The 16,585-nt window shown below is 41.7% G+C and carries 14 protein-coding genes; 5 read left to right on the forward strand and 9 right to left on the reverse strand.

Annotated features, from left to right (window positions below; translation table 11 throughout):
• Window positions 1–11: 11 nt before the first annotated feature.
• The 6 genes from AACX33_RS13655 to pdxA all read right to left on the reverse strand — a co-directional run bounded on the left by AACX33_RS13655 (window position 12) and on the right by pdxA (window position 9,613).
• Window positions 12–1,514: an NADH-quinone oxidoreductase subunit M gene (locus AACX33_RS13655; RefSeq protein WP_194002301.1), complete on the reverse strand. Its 1,503-nt coding sequence runs from the start codon at window positions 1,512–1,514 to the stop codon at window positions 12–14.
• A 143-nt stretch (window positions 1,515–1,657) separates the two neighbouring features.
• On the reverse strand, window positions 1,658–3,517 hold the full coding sequence (locus AACX33_RS13660; protein ID WP_194002303.1) for an NAD(P)H-quinone oxidoreductase subunit F: 1,860 nt from the start codon (window positions 3,515–3,517) through the stop codon (window positions 1,658–1,660).
• Window positions 3,518–3,928: 411 nt separating this feature from the next.
• Window positions 3,929–5,659 carry a diflavin flavoprotein gene (locus AACX33_RS13665; protein WP_194002305.1) on the reverse strand — a complete coding sequence of 577 codons (1,731 nt, stop codon included), beginning with the start codon at window positions 5,657–5,659 and terminating at the stop codon, window positions 3,929–3,931.
• A 252-nt stretch (window positions 5,660–5,911) separates the two neighbouring features.
• Window positions 5,912–6,421, reverse strand: coding sequence for a phosphate-starvation-inducible PsiE family protein (locus AACX33_RS13670; RefSeq protein ID WP_194002307.1), 510 nt, complete (start codon window positions 6,419–6,421; stop codon window positions 5,912–5,914).
• Between the two features lie 65 nt (window positions 6,422–6,486).
• Complete coding sequence (locus AACX33_RS13675) at window positions 6,487–8,214, reverse strand: diflavin flavoprotein (protein ID WP_194002309.1); 1,728 nt, start codon at window positions 8,212–8,214, stop codon at window positions 6,487–6,489.
• Between the two features lie 316 nt (window positions 8,215–8,530).
• The gene (gene pdxA / locus AACX33_RS13680; protein WP_194002311.1) at window positions 8,531–9,613 is read right to left on the reverse strand and encodes a 4-hydroxythreonine-4-phosphate dehydrogenase PdxA; all 1,083 of its coding nucleotides are present in this window, start codon (window positions 9,611–9,613) and stop codon (window positions 8,531–8,533) included.
• A 363-nt stretch (window positions 9,614–9,976) separates the two neighbouring features.
• On the opposite strand from pdxA, the gene petM reads away from it, so the two are divergent.
• The 5 genes from petM to AACX33_RS13705 all read left to right on the forward strand — a co-directional run bounded on the left by petM (window position 9,977) and on the right by AACX33_RS13705 (window position 13,892).
• Window positions 9,977–10,081: a cytochrome b6-f complex subunit PetM gene (gene petM, locus AACX33_RS13685; protein ID WP_006199111.1), complete on the forward strand. Its 105-nt coding sequence runs from the start codon at window positions 9,977–9,979 to the stop codon at window positions 10,079–10,081.
• Between the two features lie 225 nt (window positions 10,082–10,306).
• The gene (locus AACX33_RS13690; protein WP_194002313.1) at window positions 10,307–11,311 is read left to right on the forward strand and encodes an SDR family oxidoreductase; all 1,005 of its coding nucleotides are present in this window, start codon (window positions 10,307–10,309) and stop codon (window positions 11,309–11,311) included.
• 215 nt (window positions 11,312–11,526) lie between these two features.
• Window positions 11,527–12,444, forward strand: a complete 918-nt coding sequence (locus AACX33_RS13695; RefSeq protein WP_194002315.1) for an NAD(+) kinase — start codon at window positions 11,527–11,529, stop codon at window positions 12,442–12,444.
• A gap of 356 nt (window positions 12,445–12,800) precedes the next feature.
• A complete protein-coding gene (gene nblR / locus AACX33_RS13700) occupies window positions 12,801–13,487 on the forward strand; it encodes a response regulator transcription factor NblR (protein WP_194002413.1) in 687 nt (228 codons plus the stop codon).
• Window positions 13,488–13,526: 39 nt separating this feature from the next.
• Complete coding sequence (locus AACX33_RS13705; RefSeq protein ID WP_194002317.1) at window positions 13,527–13,892, forward strand: DUF2237 family protein; 366 nt, start codon at window positions 13,527–13,529, stop codon at window positions 13,890–13,892.
• Between the two features lie 17 nt (window positions 13,893–13,909).
• On the opposite strand, the gene AACX33_RS13710 is transcribed toward AACX33_RS13705, so the two are convergent.
• The 3 genes from AACX33_RS13710 to msrA form a co-directional block, all read right to left on the reverse strand.
• Window positions 13,910–15,307, reverse strand: coding sequence for an aromatic ring-hydroxylating dioxygenase subunit alpha (locus AACX33_RS13710; RefSeq protein ID WP_194002319.1), 1,398 nt, complete (start codon window positions 15,305–15,307; stop codon window positions 13,910–13,912).
• A 262-nt stretch (window positions 15,308–15,569) separates the two neighbouring features.
• A complete protein-coding gene (locus AACX33_RS13715) occupies window positions 15,570–15,845 on the reverse strand; it encodes a hypothetical protein (RefSeq protein WP_194002321.1) in 276 nt (91 codons plus the stop codon).
• 136 nt (window positions 15,846–15,981) lie between these two features.
• Complete coding sequence (gene msrA, locus AACX33_RS13720; protein ID WP_194002323.1) at window positions 15,982–16,440, reverse strand: peptide-methionine (S)-S-oxide reductase MsrA; 459 nt, start codon at window positions 16,438–16,440, stop codon at window positions 15,982–15,984.
• Between the last annotated feature and the right edge of the window lie 145 nt (window positions 16,441–16,585).

Genomic DNA, 16,585 nt, shown 5'->3' on the forward strand with positions numbered 1-16,585 from the left:
TATCCTGCTAATTACTTCACAGTAACTTGAGCAACCACAGTTTTTTCCATAGGAGTAATTGTCGCCACCATAGCTGTAGTTGTAGTTTCACTCCAACGCACTAACCAAGTCGGTTGTACACCCAAAAAGATAATTAGAACCGCCAAAACTATAGCCGGAATCTTTTCCGCCCAGACAACCTTGGGGTAGTAAGCTAAATTATTATCCAACTTGCCAAAACAGGTGCGGTTGAGGAGAATAACGAAATACACTGCTGTTAAGCCGCTAGATGCTACACATAATAGTGTGGGTAAGGGAAAGGCTGAGAAACTACCTTGAAATACAATAAATTCCGCCACAAATCCTGTTAAACCGGGAATTCCCGCACTAGCCATCCCACTGAGAACCAGTAGGGCGCTAATAAAAGGTAAACCGCGAATAGGACTCATTAAGCCGTTGAGTTTATCTAATTCACGTGTACCAACTTTGGATTCTATGACTCCCACTAGGTGGAAGAGAATTGCCAAAATTAAACCGTGGCTGAACATTTGAGCAATTGCACCCACTAGTGCTAAAGCTGTGCTAGAGGCGCTAGCTAGCAATACATAACCCATGTGACCGATGGAACTGTATGCTACCATGCGCTTGATGTCTGTTTGCGCGATCGCAATTACCGCCCCATAAATTGCACTAACAGCCCCCCAAATAGCTAAAGTTGGTGCAACCACAGTCCAAGCTTCGGGAAACATTCCCATCCCAAAGCGTAACAGTCCATAGGTTCCCAACTTCGCCAACACGCCACCTAATAAAATCGCAATGGGTGCGGAAGCTTCAACATAAGCATCAGGTAGCCAAGTATGGAAGGGAACGAGAGGTATTTTAATTCCAAAGCCGATAATAATTCCTATCAGGAGGACGAGTTGTAAACCTGCGGAAATATTTTGGGTAGATACAGCATCGAAGGCAAAACTGTTTGCACCAGTGAGGAATACCAGACCTAAGAAGGTGGCTAAAATGAAAGCACCGGAAACAGCAGTATAAATTAAGAACTTGATGCCAGCATAAGCCCGTTTTTCTCCTCCCCAAATTGAAATTAATAAGTAGAAGGGAATTAATTCTAGTTCGTAGAATAAGAAGAATAACAACAAGTTTTCTGCTAAAAATGCCCCAGCAACGCCACCACTAATAAATAAAATTAGGGCGTAAAAAAGTCGTGGGCGTTCAGTTTCTTTATCACTGCTGTAAATAGCAATCCAGGTGAGTAAACTATTAAGTATCAACATCAAAATTGATAACCCATCAACCCCTAGTTGATAAGTCAAACCCAAGGTTTCATTCCACGGTAAATATTCTTCAAATTGCATCCCTGGAGTGCTGATATCGAATTTCAGCAAAATAAACAGATTCCAGCATAAAACTATGCCTGCTACGATTAAAGATACTAAGCGAATGCGACTAGCTGGAACGAGTTTACTGGGTAAAAACCCGATAATTACAGCGCTGAGAATTGGTATCCAAATCAGAAAACTCAACATATTAATTTGGGAATTGGTGATGGACTAGAATTTATGCAAAATTATGAGGGAACGAACCGCAGAGACGCAGTTCGCGCAGCGTCTCGTAGAGAGGACACAGAGGAATGAGAGTTTTGGAGAGTTGTTGCGTGATTGGTGCAGTCTTAAAACATTAAATCTAAAAACTGTATTTTCCAGAATGGCCAAGTTATCCAGGCACATAAAACGCCTACTCCTAAAAGTACGGTGAAGGCATAAGTTTGGGTCTGTCCAGTGGTACTATATTTTAAACCTTCGCCACCTAATAGGGAAAATAACCCGACTAAATTCACGATGCCATCAACTATGAAGCGGTCAACCATATCAGCAAATTTGGAAAGTTGGGCAACGCCGAAAATGATGGTGACGCGATAAAGTTTGGGGGTGTAAAAATCGTAAGCAAATAAGTCTTGTAAGGGTTTCCAAGGAAGGCGGATTGGTTTGGGAATATTGCCTAAATAAATGACGGCGCTAATGCTACAACCAAAAATACTTGACCAAATGAGTAATAGTACGACATCTTTATTCAAACTTGCCCAATCAGGTAATATTGATAAGCTTTGTAACACTAAAGGCAAATGCAACACCAAGCCAAATAAAATCATCATGGGCATGATCATCGGCCAGTGAACTTCAGGCGATCGCTCACTCATTTGTTTAGCTTTACCACCGAAAATTAAGCCAAATTCTCTGGTTAAACTGAATGCTGTTAAGGCGTTGACTAAAATAATCACTCCCACTAACCAAGGGGAAGTTTCCCACAGTCCATCAGCTAATTTTACCAAAGCCCAAAAGCTACCTAATGGGGGAAAAGCAATTAATCCTAATGTCCCCACCATGAAAGCTAACCCAGAAATGGGGCGACGTGTCCACAGTCCTCCCAGTTGAGTGACATCTTGGGTGATGCTATTCCAAACAATACCGCCGGTACTCATGACCAATAATGCTGAAGCTAAAGCATGGGTAAGTACTAACAATAGTGCTGTTTCTTCTTGTTGTGTGCCTACAGCAATAAATACTAAGCCCATGTAAGCACTAACAGAATAAGATAAGCAGCGTTTCATGTCAATTTGTGCGATCGCAATTAAAGATGCACCGACAGCAGTCACCACACCGATAGCGATAATAAACGATGAAACCACAGGTGATAAAGTTAATACAGGTTGCAGTTTAATTAATACCCATGCACCACTCGCAACTACTACCGAGTTCCGCAAAATTGTACTGGGAACAGGGCCTTCCATCGCTTCATCTAACCACAAATGCAAAGGAAATTGAGCGCATTTACCCATCGGCCCCGCAACTAATGCTAAACCTACTAATGTAATCACAGTGGGATCTACTTGAGCATTATTTGCCCATGCAGCTAATTCTGTATAATCCCAAGTACCTGATAAAGTCCATAAACCCAAGACTCCCATTAGTAAGAATAAGTCTCCTACCCGCTTGGTTAAGAAAGCATCTCTAGCACCAGTGACTACCAAAGGTTGACTAAACCATAAGCCGACTAATAGATATGTTCCTAATGTTAGGACTTCCAAAATTACATAGCTGAAAAACAGATTATTGCACAAACATAAAGCACATAATCCCGCTTCAAATAATCCCAATAAAGAATAGAAGCGTCCCCAACCCCAATCCATTTCCATGTAACCCAGGGCAAAAATTTGCGCTAAGAAATTTAAGCCAGTTACTATCACCATTGCGCCCACGCTAACCGAAGAGATTTCTAAGGAAATTGTGAGGTTTAAACCTGCGGTAGATAGCCAAGGAATAAATATTTCTTGGGGTGGTTGATTCCAGGTACATTGGAAAGCTAAGACACTATGAACTAATGCCAAAAATGTCATGATTAAATTGACATAACCGGCTGGTCTTGATCCTGTTTTGCGAATGATTCCCGGCGACCAGGGAATTGCTAAAAGTCCACCTGTTAAGGCATAGAAAGGAACTAGCCAAACAGTCTCCAGGAGAAACTGAGCCATAAAATTAACCTCTGTATTGATAGCACAAATTATCAATTCTGGGAGCAAAGTTAGCTTGGCTCTCAGTTAGCTAATGATTCTAGATAAGGGAATTTTATTTTTGCTTAATATTATGTTTATCTTACCGTTATATTTCCCAAAAAGGAAATATCTAACAAAATAAATCGATAATGTCTACTGTAATTAATTCTTATATAATCATTTTTTGGGTCTGACCATAGAGTATAGTCTATGGATTAGGTTTGAGTTCATCTAGCACAACTGATAGAATTTTATCCGTACACAAGGGCGGGCAAGACTTGTACTGAGCTTAGTCGAAGTATGCCCACCCCACAAGAGTTTCACTATTGCTCTTTGTATTTCATCTACCTGCAACCTGCTGTATATCTCTTGACTGATAACTGATAACTGTTAATAATGGCTACCTGATTTGCGATGTTCAACGGCAGTCACGCCATCGTGTTCTAACACTTCGCCTTGCTCGACTATGGCATAAATTATGCATCTATCACCACATTCAAGTAGGTTGGTGACGGTACATTCTAGATAAGCTAATGCTTCAGTTAAGACTAAACAACCATTATCAGCAGTTTTTGTCTCCAGATTGGTAAAGGGATTTTCTCCTAATGTGCTTTGACGGAAAAAATAACGTCGTAAATTTCTACCTTCTTTAAGGATATTCAGCACAAATCTATCTCCAGGTTGATGCATTAAGTCTGCATTCTGTTCTTGAGCAACAGCAATCATAATTCCTGGTGGATTAAATGTGGCTTGAGATACCGATGAAGTTAAAATACCTTTATGGTTTTCTAAATCACGAGTTGTAACTACACACAAAGAACCAATAATTCTGCCTACAGCTTGTTCGGTACGGTCGATTTTGGCTTCTGGAACGACTTGGCGAGGAGTACGTAGTTTCTTTGTTTTCTTTAAAGTTTGGGCAAAAGTCGCACCTGCGGCTTGACATTGTGCGAGAATTTCTTGTGTAGGGCTAAAGCGTACCCGAATTGTGTCAAAGCCTAAACGGTAGTTAGCATCTTTGAGTTTACCTTCAATTAAATCTATGGCTTCGCCACTCCAACCGTAGGAACCAAACACCCCAGCTAACTTAGTTTTCGCCGCCGTTGAGAGGACTATACCTAAAGCGGTTTGAATTTGGGTGGGTGCATGACCGCCTAAAGTGGGAGAACCGATAATAAATCCATCGCTAGCGTCGATTATTCGGGTAATATCTGCGGGGTCTGCGAGTTCACAGTTGATGGATTCGACATTGACATCATTTTCAATCAAACCTTGAGCGATCGCATGAGCTAAAATTGCTGTACTGCCATAAGCAGAAGTATAAAGTAAAGCGACGCTTAAATCTTGAGATTTTTGTGCTTGACACCATTGACGGTAATCATAGGTAAAACGACTCAGACTATAACGCACCACTGGACCATGACCAGGAGCATAACATCTAGCTGGCAACAGCGCCAATTTATCTAAAGTTGCTTCAACTTGTTTGGCTTGGGGTGCATGGAGACAGTCGAAGTAATAATGGCGTTCCGCGTCTAATGTTTTCCAGTCTTCATCAAATAAGGTATCTTCGCAAATATGCGCGCCAAAAAATTTGTCTGTGTACAGAATCTTGCTTACAGGGTCGTAGCTACAAAGACCATCAGGCCAACGGGGAGTAGGAACTGTGATAAATGTCAAGTGATGTCCTTGTCCTAAATCCAAAGAATCTTCAAAACGCACAGCTTGAATGCGTGATTCCCACTCAGGAAAATCGGTTTTCAAAGCATTCGCAGCCGGACGGGAGCAAATTAAGGTAGCTTGGGGTGCTAGGGAAAGCAACTTTTCGAGGGTAACTCGACGGTTGGGGTTGACGTGACCGAGAATAATGTAATCAAGAGTAATGAAATCAAGACGTTGTGCTAGTTCTTCTAAGTAAATAGCCGTGAAAGATTCCCCAGGAGGGTCAATTAAAGCTATTTTGTCAGCCTGAATCAGATAAGAATTGGCTGTAGTTCCCTTTTGACGGGAATACTCAATTTCAAATTTTAGACGATCCCAAGTACGCGATCGCAACATTAGCGTTTGTTCACCAATATTTGCCACTTGTACATCTCTGGGGCGACTAAATGTAGCAACTGTCATAATCATCTCCTGTAAATGGGGGGGATTAATACACTTTGATTTTTGGTACCATTTCTGTGTAAAGCTACGCTAAAATTCTTTCTTTCTTTGTGTCCTTTGCGTCTTTTGCGGTATGCGCTGCGCGAACGTTTCTCATATAATTATTCGGCGCATCCTCATAAATAATTGGTATGACTTTTTATTTTTGACTTTGAATTTTGAATTTTGAATTTTGAATTCGGAGCGCAGCGACGTGACTTCCGCCCTGCGGTGCTATTCCCTAATTCCTAATTCTTGTTTATGGCGATTTCGATAGTGTTGGGATATTTTTTGTTCTGGGTCAATACCGTCAAAGGTAGGAGGTAACCAAACTCGCAGAATTAACAGGATTCCCAACACTAATAAGAAGGCGCAAGTCGCTAAAACTTGACTCCAATTTGTTTCTAGTACACCTTTAACAATCACTTCTCTTAATGCGGAGACAATGGAAACTTCCACAGCTACGCCAATAGATATGCGTTGTTCTTGGAGGTAAATAATTAGCAGCCGAAATAACTCAACTAAAATGAGCAAAAACAAGATATCGGCAGTAACAACATGGAAATCTAAAGGAGGAAGCAGGGAAAGAAACATATCCCATACCTCAATAGCCATGAAGCTAAATAAACCAATACATAAGGAAATCACAATCACATCTTGAATGAATTCCAACGTGCGGACGATGCGACCACGATTAATTTCGTAAACAGAGATTTTGCCGTTTTCTAAAACAGGTTTGTACATACTATTGGGGATGGGGTTTCAATCTAAAATCCAAAATCCAAAATCTAAAATTCCTAGTCATTGATTTAGTAATGATTGCCGATTTTGCGGTGATGAACGGTGGTCAGTCCGTTGACATCGGCGACTCTGCCGATTTTGACAGTGCTGTAAATCACCCAATGGTCGCCACAATCCATGCGGCTGGTGATTTCACATTCCATATAGGCTAAAGAGTCTGCGAGGATGGGGGAATTATTAATTGCTGGATAAGTTTTTACTCCTTCAAAACGGTCTGCACCGGGAGCAAAACGCTTGAGAAAATGTTTCATTAATCCTTGATAGTTATCTTCTCCGAGGACATTTAAAACGAAGCGATCGCCTCGTTGCATTAAAGATTCAATTGCGCGTTCTTTAGAAACAGCAACGGCTACTCCTAAAGGATTTAAACTTGCTTGTATCACCCAAGAAGCTAACATTGCACTTTGAACTTCACCTTTTTTGGTGGTGATAATATATAACCCAGTGCTAATTCTTCCTAAAGCTTTTTCTAAATCTGTGTTGATGGATTTATTTTTTTTGATGGTGCGATCGCGGGTCAACCATTGACCCATATCTGTACCCGCTTCTTCACACAGTTTTTCTGTGCTTTCTGTTGGAGTTTCTTTAATTAAAATGGGGGGAAATGCTTCAACTAATCCTAACTCTTGAAACTTATTCCGTAAGGGATAAACAGGTTCATCTTCTCCACCCCCAGACTCTAACAAACCTATTGTCTGCTTCTGATGCACAGCCGCTAAGATAGTATTTAAAGCAGCTTGAGCCGTAACTGAATATTGCGATGGCATAGCAATCACTATCCCAGAAGCTTGAGATACTAATTCTCTAACTTCTTGTGGTTCAGCACTATTAATATCTATAAATTCTACAGCCACACCTGTTTTAGTACATCCATTCCCTAAACTATAGGCTAAATGTTCGCTATAGGCGTAATCTTCAGCATAAAACAAAGCCACTAATATCTCTGTTTTAGCTTGCTCTAAACTCCAGGTTAAATACTTGTTTAACCATTGGTGAATATGATATTGTAAGAGGGGTCCATGACCTGTAGCAACTGTCTTGATTTCTAAGTTGGCAATACGTTTGAAAGCTGCTAAGACAGAGCGCGCATTCGGTCCCATGAGACAATCATAGTAATATTTAAAATCATCTTCGATGGCGGAGAAATTCTCATCATAAGTATGGTCATCACAATAGTGCATTCCAAACACATCGCAGGTGTAGAGAATACCTGTTTTATGATCGTATGTTAAAATTGTATCCGGCCAGTGTAAGTTAGGTGCAGATATAAATTCTAAGTTGTGACCATTACCTAAATCTAAACGCTCTCCGCTTTTTACCACCAGCGATTTAAATGGCTGGTGAACCATATTTTCTAGAAACTGAATGGCTACCTTAGAACCAACAACCGTAATCTCAGGAGCTAACTGTAAAATATCCTTAACTAAACCACTATGGTCTGGTTCCGTGTGGCTAACAATCAAATAATCTATTTTATTTGGATCAATTAAACCTGTAACTATCTCAAGATAGAGTTCCTCAAATTTGCTATGTGAAGTGTCAACTAAAGCAGTTTTTTCACCCGCAATTAAAAATGAGTTATATGTTGTTCCATTTCGCAAAACAAATTCCACATCAAAACGCTCTCGATCCCAATCAAGACAACGAATAGCAGTGGTTGTAGGGGCAATTTCTACCGTTTGAACTGTCAAACGTCCGACATTAATAGCTTGAGTGTTTTCTGTCAGGATGACCATTTATTTTCACCTACAAAAATCTAGAAACTTCAATATACTTTTATATTGAACTAAAAACTCTAATTAGTAAAATGTTAATTTCTCAAGTTACTCATTAGTAATATTTATAGTTTATTCACATTAAAGCAGCATTGAATTTTATCAATACTAATCATTAGTTTGATGCTGGATTATCAATTTAGGCGTTGCTCAAACAAAGTATGAATTTAAATGTAGAGACGTTCCATGGAATGTCTCTACAGGGGTTTTGACTCTGTGTACTCTGCGCCTCTGCGGTTCAGTAAATCCATGATAGAAAGCGCTGAAAAAACCAAGGTTACTTTCTACTACCAACCCTCAGCCTTTGACAAACTAACTCAGTCGCCAACTCTATCGCCGCTTTCATACTTGTCGCATCAGCAATTCCCTGACCGGCAATATCAAATGCTGTACCATGATCTGGTGAAGTCCGCACAAAAGGTAAACCAATAGAAGTGTTAACGGCGCGGTCAAAAGCCATCAACTTCACTGGAATTAAGCCTTGGTCGTGATAAAGTGCCAAATACGCATCGGCAGGATTTTGAATAGCAGCATTACCATACCAAGCTTGACCAGGTTTCACCCACATTGTATCTGGTGGTATGGGTCCATCTAGCTGAAAATTGGGGCGTTTTTGCCGTTCTTGTTCTAACCAGGGAATTAACCAATCTTGTTCTTCTGTTCCCAGTTGTCCCTGTTCGCCACTGTGGGGATTTAAACCTGCGATCGCAATTCTCCCATTTTTTAACCCAAAGTCTGCTGCTAGACACTCCACCAGTAAATCTAATTTTCTCGTTAACAACTCCGGTGTTAATGTAGTGGATACTTGACAAAGAGGAATATGTGTGGTAGCAAGTAGAGTTCGGAGTATCCAACCAGTATAAGGCGATCGCGCCACAAATAACATCCCGAAGCGGTCAACCCCAGATTTTTCAGCTAAAAGTTCCGTTTGCCCTGGATAATTGTAACCTGCCAACTTCCAAGCAGATTTAGCAATGGGGCCTGTGACAATACCATCAAACTTACCGGAAAGTGTGCAGGCGATCGCAGATTCCATATAGGCAAAACTCGCCGCACCACTAGCCGCATTACCCCTACCTATAATAATATTGTCGGCAACTTCCCTATCTAATGGCACATCCATAACTTGTAACTCGTCTGGATTTGCTAAATCTGTGGCATTCAGCCTTTCATAAACCTGGATCAGCAAATCCTTACTACCTACAACCGTCACGTCGCAGTTTTGACTAATAATTGCATCCGCCAAAGCTTTTAAAATTACTTCAGGACCAATTCCCGCCGGATCTCCCAGTGTCAGCGCCAAACATGGGCGATTTTTTTTCTGTAAATTTACTGCCTGATATTCATGACTTTGATACATAAGATTATTAAAAAATGATGTAATTAAGTGACTGCCATCAGCCAAAATTAGAGATTGATCATCAAACTGGTTTAGAATTATTTACACAGGTCTAATTAAACAGTAGCCTTTGTAGAGCTTCTGGTAGAGCTAGTTTACCTAAAACTACATCAGGCAATTGGTAGACATAAAATTAAACTGCTTACACTACTAGGTTTAAGCAAAAAGAAAATGTGAGCATTTGTGAGCATTTTTGAATTGGACTGGTGAAAATTAGATTTGAGTCATCACTTCAATCTTGTGAAACAGTCCCAAAACCGGAAATCTCAGGGGAAACCTGGAGATTGAACTCTCATCAACCATTCTTAAAGGAGTATCACACCAATGGGCGGCGAAATTTTAAATGCAGCACTATTGTCTTTCGGCTTAATCTTCGTGGGTTGGGCTTTAGGTGCTTTGTTACTGAAAATTCAGGGCGCAGAAGAATAATCCTCACAGAAGAGGCAGGGATTGAAGAGGCAGGGGAGCAGGGAGCAGGGAGCGGGGGTGAGTTAGAAATTACTTTACATTCCCGGTTGGTGCTTCACAACCTTTCCTCTTCTCCCCTGCCTACCTGCCATCCTCAAAGTTTATTAAAATAGCGTAAACTTTTGTTTAGAGAGCTAATTCTGTTAAGATTCATTTCATAAAAGTTAAAAATTTATTACTACCCTCATGACTTTATTAATCGTCGGTGCCACTGGCACCTTAGGAAGACAAGTGGCTCGTCGTGCTATCGATGAGGGGCATAAAGTACGCTGTCTAGTGCGGAGTACCAAAAGAGCTGCATTTCTCAAAGAATGGGGTGCGGAATTAGTGCGGGGAGATTTGTGTAACCCCGAAAGCCTCACAGGAGCGCTGTCAGGTGTCACCGCAGTCATTGATGCTGCCACATCTCGCGCTACAGATTCACTGACTATTAAACAAGTAGATTGGGATGGACAGGTAGCATTAATTCAAGCTGCCAAAGCTGCGGGTGTAGAACGTTTTATATTCTTTTCTATTCTTGATGCCGATAAGTATCCAGAAGTACCACTAATGGAAATTAAGCGGTGTACAGAAGTATTTTTAGCTGAGTCGGGGATAAATTACACAATTTTACGCTTGGCTGGCTTTATGCAAGGCTTAATCGGTCAATATGGGATTCCCATTTTGGAAAATCAACCGGTTTGGGTAACTGGTAATTCTTCGCCCGTGGCTTATATGGACACTCAGGACATCGCTAAATTTGCGATTCGCAGTTTGAGTGTGCCAGAAACAGAGAAAAAAGCTTTCCCGGTAGTGGGTACTCGTGCTTGGAGTGCTGAGGAAATCATTGGTCTGTGTGAGCGTTTATCTGGTAAAGAAGCCAGAATCACACGAATGCCAATTAACTTGCTGCGGACTATCCGCCGTGTCATCCGCTTCTTTCAGTGGGGGTGGAATGTTGCCGACAGATTGGAGTTTACAGAAGTATTAGCCAGTGGTAAACCGTTAAATGCCCCAATGGATGAGGTATATCAAGTTTTTGGCTTAGACCAAGGACAAACCACTACTCTGGAAACCTACCTGCAAGAGTATTTCAGTCGGATTATGAAGAAGCTGAAAGAGCTAGACTACGAGAAGAATAAATCGAAAAACAAAAAACAGAAGCCCAAAAAAACTCCGTTTAAACAATCTTCCAAAGTCAATAGTCAATAGAATTATTAGTCATTAGTCATTAGTCATTAGTCATTGGTCATTGGTCATTGGTCATTGGGAAGTTACCGTCTTCTCCCCCCTGCACCCTGCACCCTGCACCCCTGCCTCTTCTCCAGGGGTTTGAGCTAATTTTTTTGGAGACTAATGACTACATTGCCCAAAGTATGTCACGATGACAGAAGTAAAAAGCATCTTTTAATCTTGGATATTTGAGTGTGCCGAAAGCAGGCATTATTTACAATGACGTTAAACCGATAGCGGGTCGCATCGCTATCGAATTGGAAGAAAAGCTCACCTCTGCTGGTTGGGATGTAATTGTCACCACAAGCATTGGTGGTATATTGGGCTACTCTAACCCAGATAGTTATGTGTGCCACACGCCCATTGAAGGACTGACTCCCCCTGGTTTTGACTCAGAAATGAAGTTCGCGGTGGTATTGGGGGGAGATGGCACTGTTTTAGCAGCTTCGCGTCAAGTCGCTCCGGCTGGTATTCCACTGTTAACGGTGAATACTGGTCACATGGGATTTTTGACGGAAACTTATCTCAATCAACTGCCTCAAGCTATAGAGCAGGCGATGGCGGGTGAGTTTGAAATTGAAGAACAAGCCATGCTGACTGTGAAAGTGTTTCGCGGTGAGTCCGTGCTGTGGGAAGCCCTCTGCTTAAACGAAATGGTTTTACATCGAGAACCATTAACTTCGATGTGCCATTTTGAAATTGCCGTAGGGCGACACGCACCAGTGGATATTGCTGCCGATGGTGTCATAGTTTCTACTCCCACAGGTTCAACAGCTTATTCATTAAGTGCCGGTGGGCCTGTGATAACTCCTGGTGTACCCGTCTTGCAGTTAGTACCCATTTGCCCCCACTCCCTAGCTTCCAGGGCATTGGTATTTCCAGATACAGAAATAGTCAATATTTACCCAGTCAATATTCCGCGGCTGATCATGGTAGTCGATGGTAATGGGGGATGTTATATTTTCCCAGAGGATCGAGTATATTTAGAGCGATCGCCCTACAAAGTCCGATTCATTCGTCTGCAACCACGGGAATTTTTCCGGATTTTGCGCGAAAAGCTCGGTTGGGGTCTACCGCATATCGCCAAACCAACATCAGTAGAGTTACCCTAGCACCGCAAGGCGGAAGTCAAAAGTCAAAAGTCAAAAGTCAAAAGTCTTGATTTTGGAACTTGGAAATTTTTGAACTGGTATAGCTATTTACGCCTTGCGATAATAGTACAAATAAATCAGCTTCGTTAAATATAGCGATCGCTGTCTACTTCCACAGTCAAATTCTCAAACAATATATGGAATTAGGAATCAGGGATAAAAATTGCATCTGATTACTCAATGGCTGATACCTGAATGTGTGACAACACTCAGCATCTCCATGAGAACAACTCGCAATTCAATATCTAGCTGATTTATGGACTTTCTTCGGAACGTCTAGATAATCTCAAATCCCCAATCCAAGATTCCAAATTATGATGACAACTGCTCACAGTCCCTGTGTTCTGGTGATTGAAACCGATGAAAGTTTAGCAAATCAGCTGTCCTTTGATTTGCGAGAAGCCGGTTATGAAGCGATTTTGGCTAATGATGCAGCTAGCGGTTTACAATACTGCCGCGATCGCCAACCTGCTTTAATTGTTGTAGACCGGATGCTCTCAGGAGAATCAGGACTCTCGTTGTGTAAAAATATCAGAAGTGCTGGGATGTGCGCCCCTGTTCTGGTACTCATGGCCAGAGATACAGTTGATGACCGGGTAGCTTGTTTAGAAGCTGGGGCGGATGATTACGTCCTCAAACCTTATCGCCCAGAAGACTTTTTGAAGTTAATTCGCCTTTATTTAAAACCTGACGTTGATACCAGCGAACAGTTACGCTTTGGGGATTTGATTTTAGATGTCGCCACCCGTCGCGCCATACATAACGGGCGAACAATTGACTTGACCATGAAAGAATTTGAATTATTAAAATTCTTAATGGAACACCCCCGTGAAGTATTAACCCGCGAACAAATTTTGGAAAATGTTTGGGGTTACGACTTTATGGGTGAGTCGAATGTCATAGAAGTGTACATTCGCTACTTACGCCTCAAAATTGAAGATGAAAGTCACAAGCGCCTAATTCAAACAGTTCGTGGTGTAGGCTACGTGTTACGCGAGTCGTGAAGTTAAGATGAGAATTATCCCAAAAATTAGGAATTAAATATGGCAGATGCAAAAAACGTACTAGGGACAGACCTGGAGAGTTGCTGTACATCTCCCATGACTGGCTATTACCGCGACGGGTTTTGTAACACAGGTGGTCAAGATTTTGGGATGCACGTTGTTTGCGCCCAAGTCACAGCAGAATTTTTAGAATATACCAAATTGCAGGGAAATGACCTCAGCACACCAGTTCCCGAATTTAATTTTCCCGGATTACGGCCAGGCGATCGCTGGTGTTTATGTGCAGCGCGTTGGCAAGAAGCTTTAGAAGCTGGTGTCGCGCCTCCAGTTGTCCTTGCAGCGACTCATGCTAGAGCCATCGAAGCCTGTTCTCTAGAAGATTTGCAAAAACACGCCGTCAGGTAGGGAGTAGGGATTGGGTATCAATCCGGCAAGTTACGCGGTGGTACAGTTCTCCCCTCGTAGAATTGCTTCTCCAGTTTAGTTAGTCCTAACCATGCGGCTCCAAAGGCTAGAGGTGTGATAGTCTCAAGGGCAACGGCTACAACTGACGTAGTATCGAAATATAACCCCAGCAGTGGAATACTTGCTAAAGCCAATACGGCGATAATTCCACACCAAAATCTCAGGCGTTTAATATTAGCGATCGCACCTCGACAACTGGCACAATGGACAGTATGAGAATGATACCTCTCTAGCAAATGCTCTTTAGGTATTGCTGGCGGGAAATTTTCACCCGGAAAAGGTTCAGCCTTGTATTGGTTCACCCATTGACGCAATTCAAACACAAAACTATCAGCTTTAGTCGCTAGATAAAACGCCTTAGTAAAATTAGGGCTACCCCCCTTCGCTGCTAAATAACGTTCCTGATAGTGCAGAAAAATTTGGTCATCTTCTAAAACACCATTTTGTCCAATATGAACGTACCAGCGTGGTCTGAGCTTAATCAATAACCCCGGTAGTTTCGAGGGAAACTTAAAAGGAAAACGAGCAAATAAACGACACTCGCCTTTACGGATAGGTGTAGCATAAACACTTGTGATCACTCTGCCACGCTCAGAGTTAATATCATGCCACATTAAAGCCGGGGCGACGAAGGTTGTCGATAGTTTTCCCGTCTGGTCTGGTCGTAAACCGTGCTGCCAAATGCCCTTGAATCCTTGTTTTCCCGATTCAACTACCTCCAGTCCCAAAGGTGCTGCATTCTTCCTATTACCCACCGTTGTATGATGTGTGAAGGCTACATGACTGGGGTCGAGGATATTTTCCAGCAGTGTCAGGGCATCATAGGGGACATCTCGAAAAGTATTAATTACCACCCAAACCTCAGAAGATTCTTGCAGGGGTTCAATCACCGGAACTTTGGTGTTTATCGCATTTTCAGGTTTGCCGGCGAACACAAACAATAGTCCCTGGCGTTCCGTGGTGGGTAAAGATGTCGCACAAGCACGTTTAGAAATCTCTGCTGTTCCACCTGCAACTTGTTGGGGAATGCGTTGACAATGACCATCTCCAGAGAAAGACCAACCGTGGTAAGGACACTCTAACAGCCCATCTTCGTTAATTCTACCTTCTGAAAGCGGTGCTAAACGGTGAGGACATTGGTCTACAAAAGCTTCCCAAGATTGATTTTGCTTATCCCACCAAATGACAATATCTTTGCCCAACAGCGTAAACGGGGTGGGTTTCGATTTATCTAAATCTTCGAGGTAGTGGACAGGATACCATGCTTCTTGCCAATCAAAGCAATCCGGATCATTACCACCGGGAAAGATTTCTTCTACAGAATTATTGCCTAAATTAGGCTCTATATCCAGCATTTTCTTAAGTTACTAATTTAAATCAAAAGTTATAATAAAATTTATTTTTGTAGGTTGCTTTTCTTTCTCAACCCAACCCACTTTAATTATAAGTGATTAAATGTCATTTCTAGGCTGGAGCCGAGGAACTAGGAAAAATAGTAGGGTGGGTTAGCGCAGCGTAACCCACCATTATCCTTAAGTTTATCGTGGGTTATAGACTAGCGTCCTAACCAACCCTACAAATTGGATATTTCTTATTTATCAGCCCCTAAACGAGAAATTATGGAAGTCTAGTCCCGGTTTTCCAAGCTGTTTCTGCTAACTTATCAATGAAATCAAACAAAGGTTTAGAAGCATAAAAAGGTTTGATTCCTAAATCTTCAACTTTATACTTTTTCTCAAGCATCACATTGGGGGGTAAAGAGTCAATTTCTAACTCTTGTGCTGTGACATTTTTAATCCAAAATTCATTAGAGAAAAAAGGTGGATTGTCAAACAAGGCTGCGTGAAGTTTTCCGTTTTTTATGAAGAATTTGATTTCGTGAACGTAAGCCATATATTTGTTAGGGAAGTAATAAAAACACCCAAATGGATTAGATATGGCTGATTGTAACCTGCCTATTCACAAATTTATCTGTATTTATTTGTATTCAACTTTGGTTAATTAATTCTTTTCCCACCTCAGCACTCAATTAACGTAGCCCCTTCTTCTCAAAATACTGCTGATGTTCTGCTGTGGCTAAATAATATTCACTCGCAGGTTTAATTTGGGTGACAATATTTTGCTCAAATTTTCCCGACATCTGAAGTTTAGCCTTTGATTGCTGCGCTCTTTCTGACTGCTGCGCGTTGTGGCAAAATATCACAGACCTGTATTGTTCTCCTTTATCTGCGCCTTGGCGGTTGAGAGTCGTCGGGTCATGGATATTCCAAAAAACCGCCAACAAATCATCATAACTTACAGATTCTGGGTCATACTCCACCTGCACGACTTCCGCATGACCTGTAATTCTCGATAAGACATCTAAATAACACGGGTTAGGAAAATGTCCACCCATGTAACCTACTGAGGTTGATTTTACTCCCTCCACCTTGCGAAATGCTGCCTCAACTCCCCAAAAACAGCCAGCACCAAAGGTTGCTTTTTCCATAGCAGTTTGTAATATGAATTCTTTGAAAATACTAACGTGCTGGCTGAGGATGTTTTAAACAAGGATAGGGACTTACTCGAAATAAAGATGCATAAAAAGAACCCCTCCCTAACCCTTCCCGCAAGCGAGGCTACCGTGTACACAC

This window comes from Nodularia sp. LEGE 04288, assembly GCF_963896525.1.
In the GTDB taxonomy this organism is placed as follows: Bacteria; Cyanobacteriota; Cyanobacteriia; order Cyanobacteriales; family Nostocaceae; genus Nodularia.

Coding starts and splice junctions, on each gene's coding strand:
- AACX33_RS13655 (WP_194002301.1), bottom strand. CDS start 1,514: ATGTTGAGTTTTCTGATTTGGATACCAATTCTCAGCGCTGTAATTATC.
- AACX33_RS13660 (WP_194002303.1), bottom strand. CDS start 3,517: ATGGCTCAGTTTCTCCTGGAGACTGTTTGGCTAGTTCCTTTCTATGCC.
- AACX33_RS13665 (WP_194002305.1), bottom strand. CDS start 5,659: ATGACAGTTGCTACATTTAGTCGCCCCAGAGATGTACAAGTGGCAAAT.
- AACX33_RS13670 (WP_194002307.1), bottom strand. CDS start 6,421: ATGTACAAACCTGTTTTAGAAAACGGCAAAATCTCTGTTTACGAAATT.
- AACX33_RS13675 (WP_194002309.1), bottom strand. CDS start 8,214: ATGGTCATCCTGACAGAAAACACTCAAGCTATTAATGTCGGACGTTTG.
- pdxA (WP_194002311.1), bottom strand. CDS start 9,613: ATGTATCAAAGTCATGAATATCAGGCAGTAAATTTACAGAAAAAAAAT.
- petM (WP_006199111.1), top strand. CDS start 9,977: ATGGGCGGCGAAATTTTAAATGCAGCACTATTGTCTTTCGGCTTAATC.
- AACX33_RS13690 (WP_194002313.1), top strand. CDS start 10,307: ATGACTTTATTAATCGTCGGTGCCACTGGCACCTTAGGAAGACAAGTG.
- nblR (WP_194002413.1), top strand. CDS start 12,801: ATGACAACTGCTCACAGTCCCTGTGTTCTGGTGATTGAAACCGATGAA.
- AACX33_RS13705 (WP_194002317.1), top strand. CDS start 13,527: ATGGCAGATGCAAAAAACGTACTAGGGACAGACCTGGAGAGTTGCTGT.
- AACX33_RS13710 (WP_194002319.1), bottom strand. CDS start 15,307: ATGCTGGATATAGAGCCTAATTTAGGCAATAATTCTGTAGAAGAAATC.
- AACX33_RS13715 (WP_194002321.1), bottom strand. CDS start 15,845: ATGGCTTACGTTCACGAAATCAAATTCTTCATAAAAAACGGAAAACTT.
- msrA (WP_194002323.1), bottom strand. CDS start 16,440: ATGGAAAAAGCAACCTTTGGTGCTGGCTGTTTTTGGGGAGTTGAGGCA.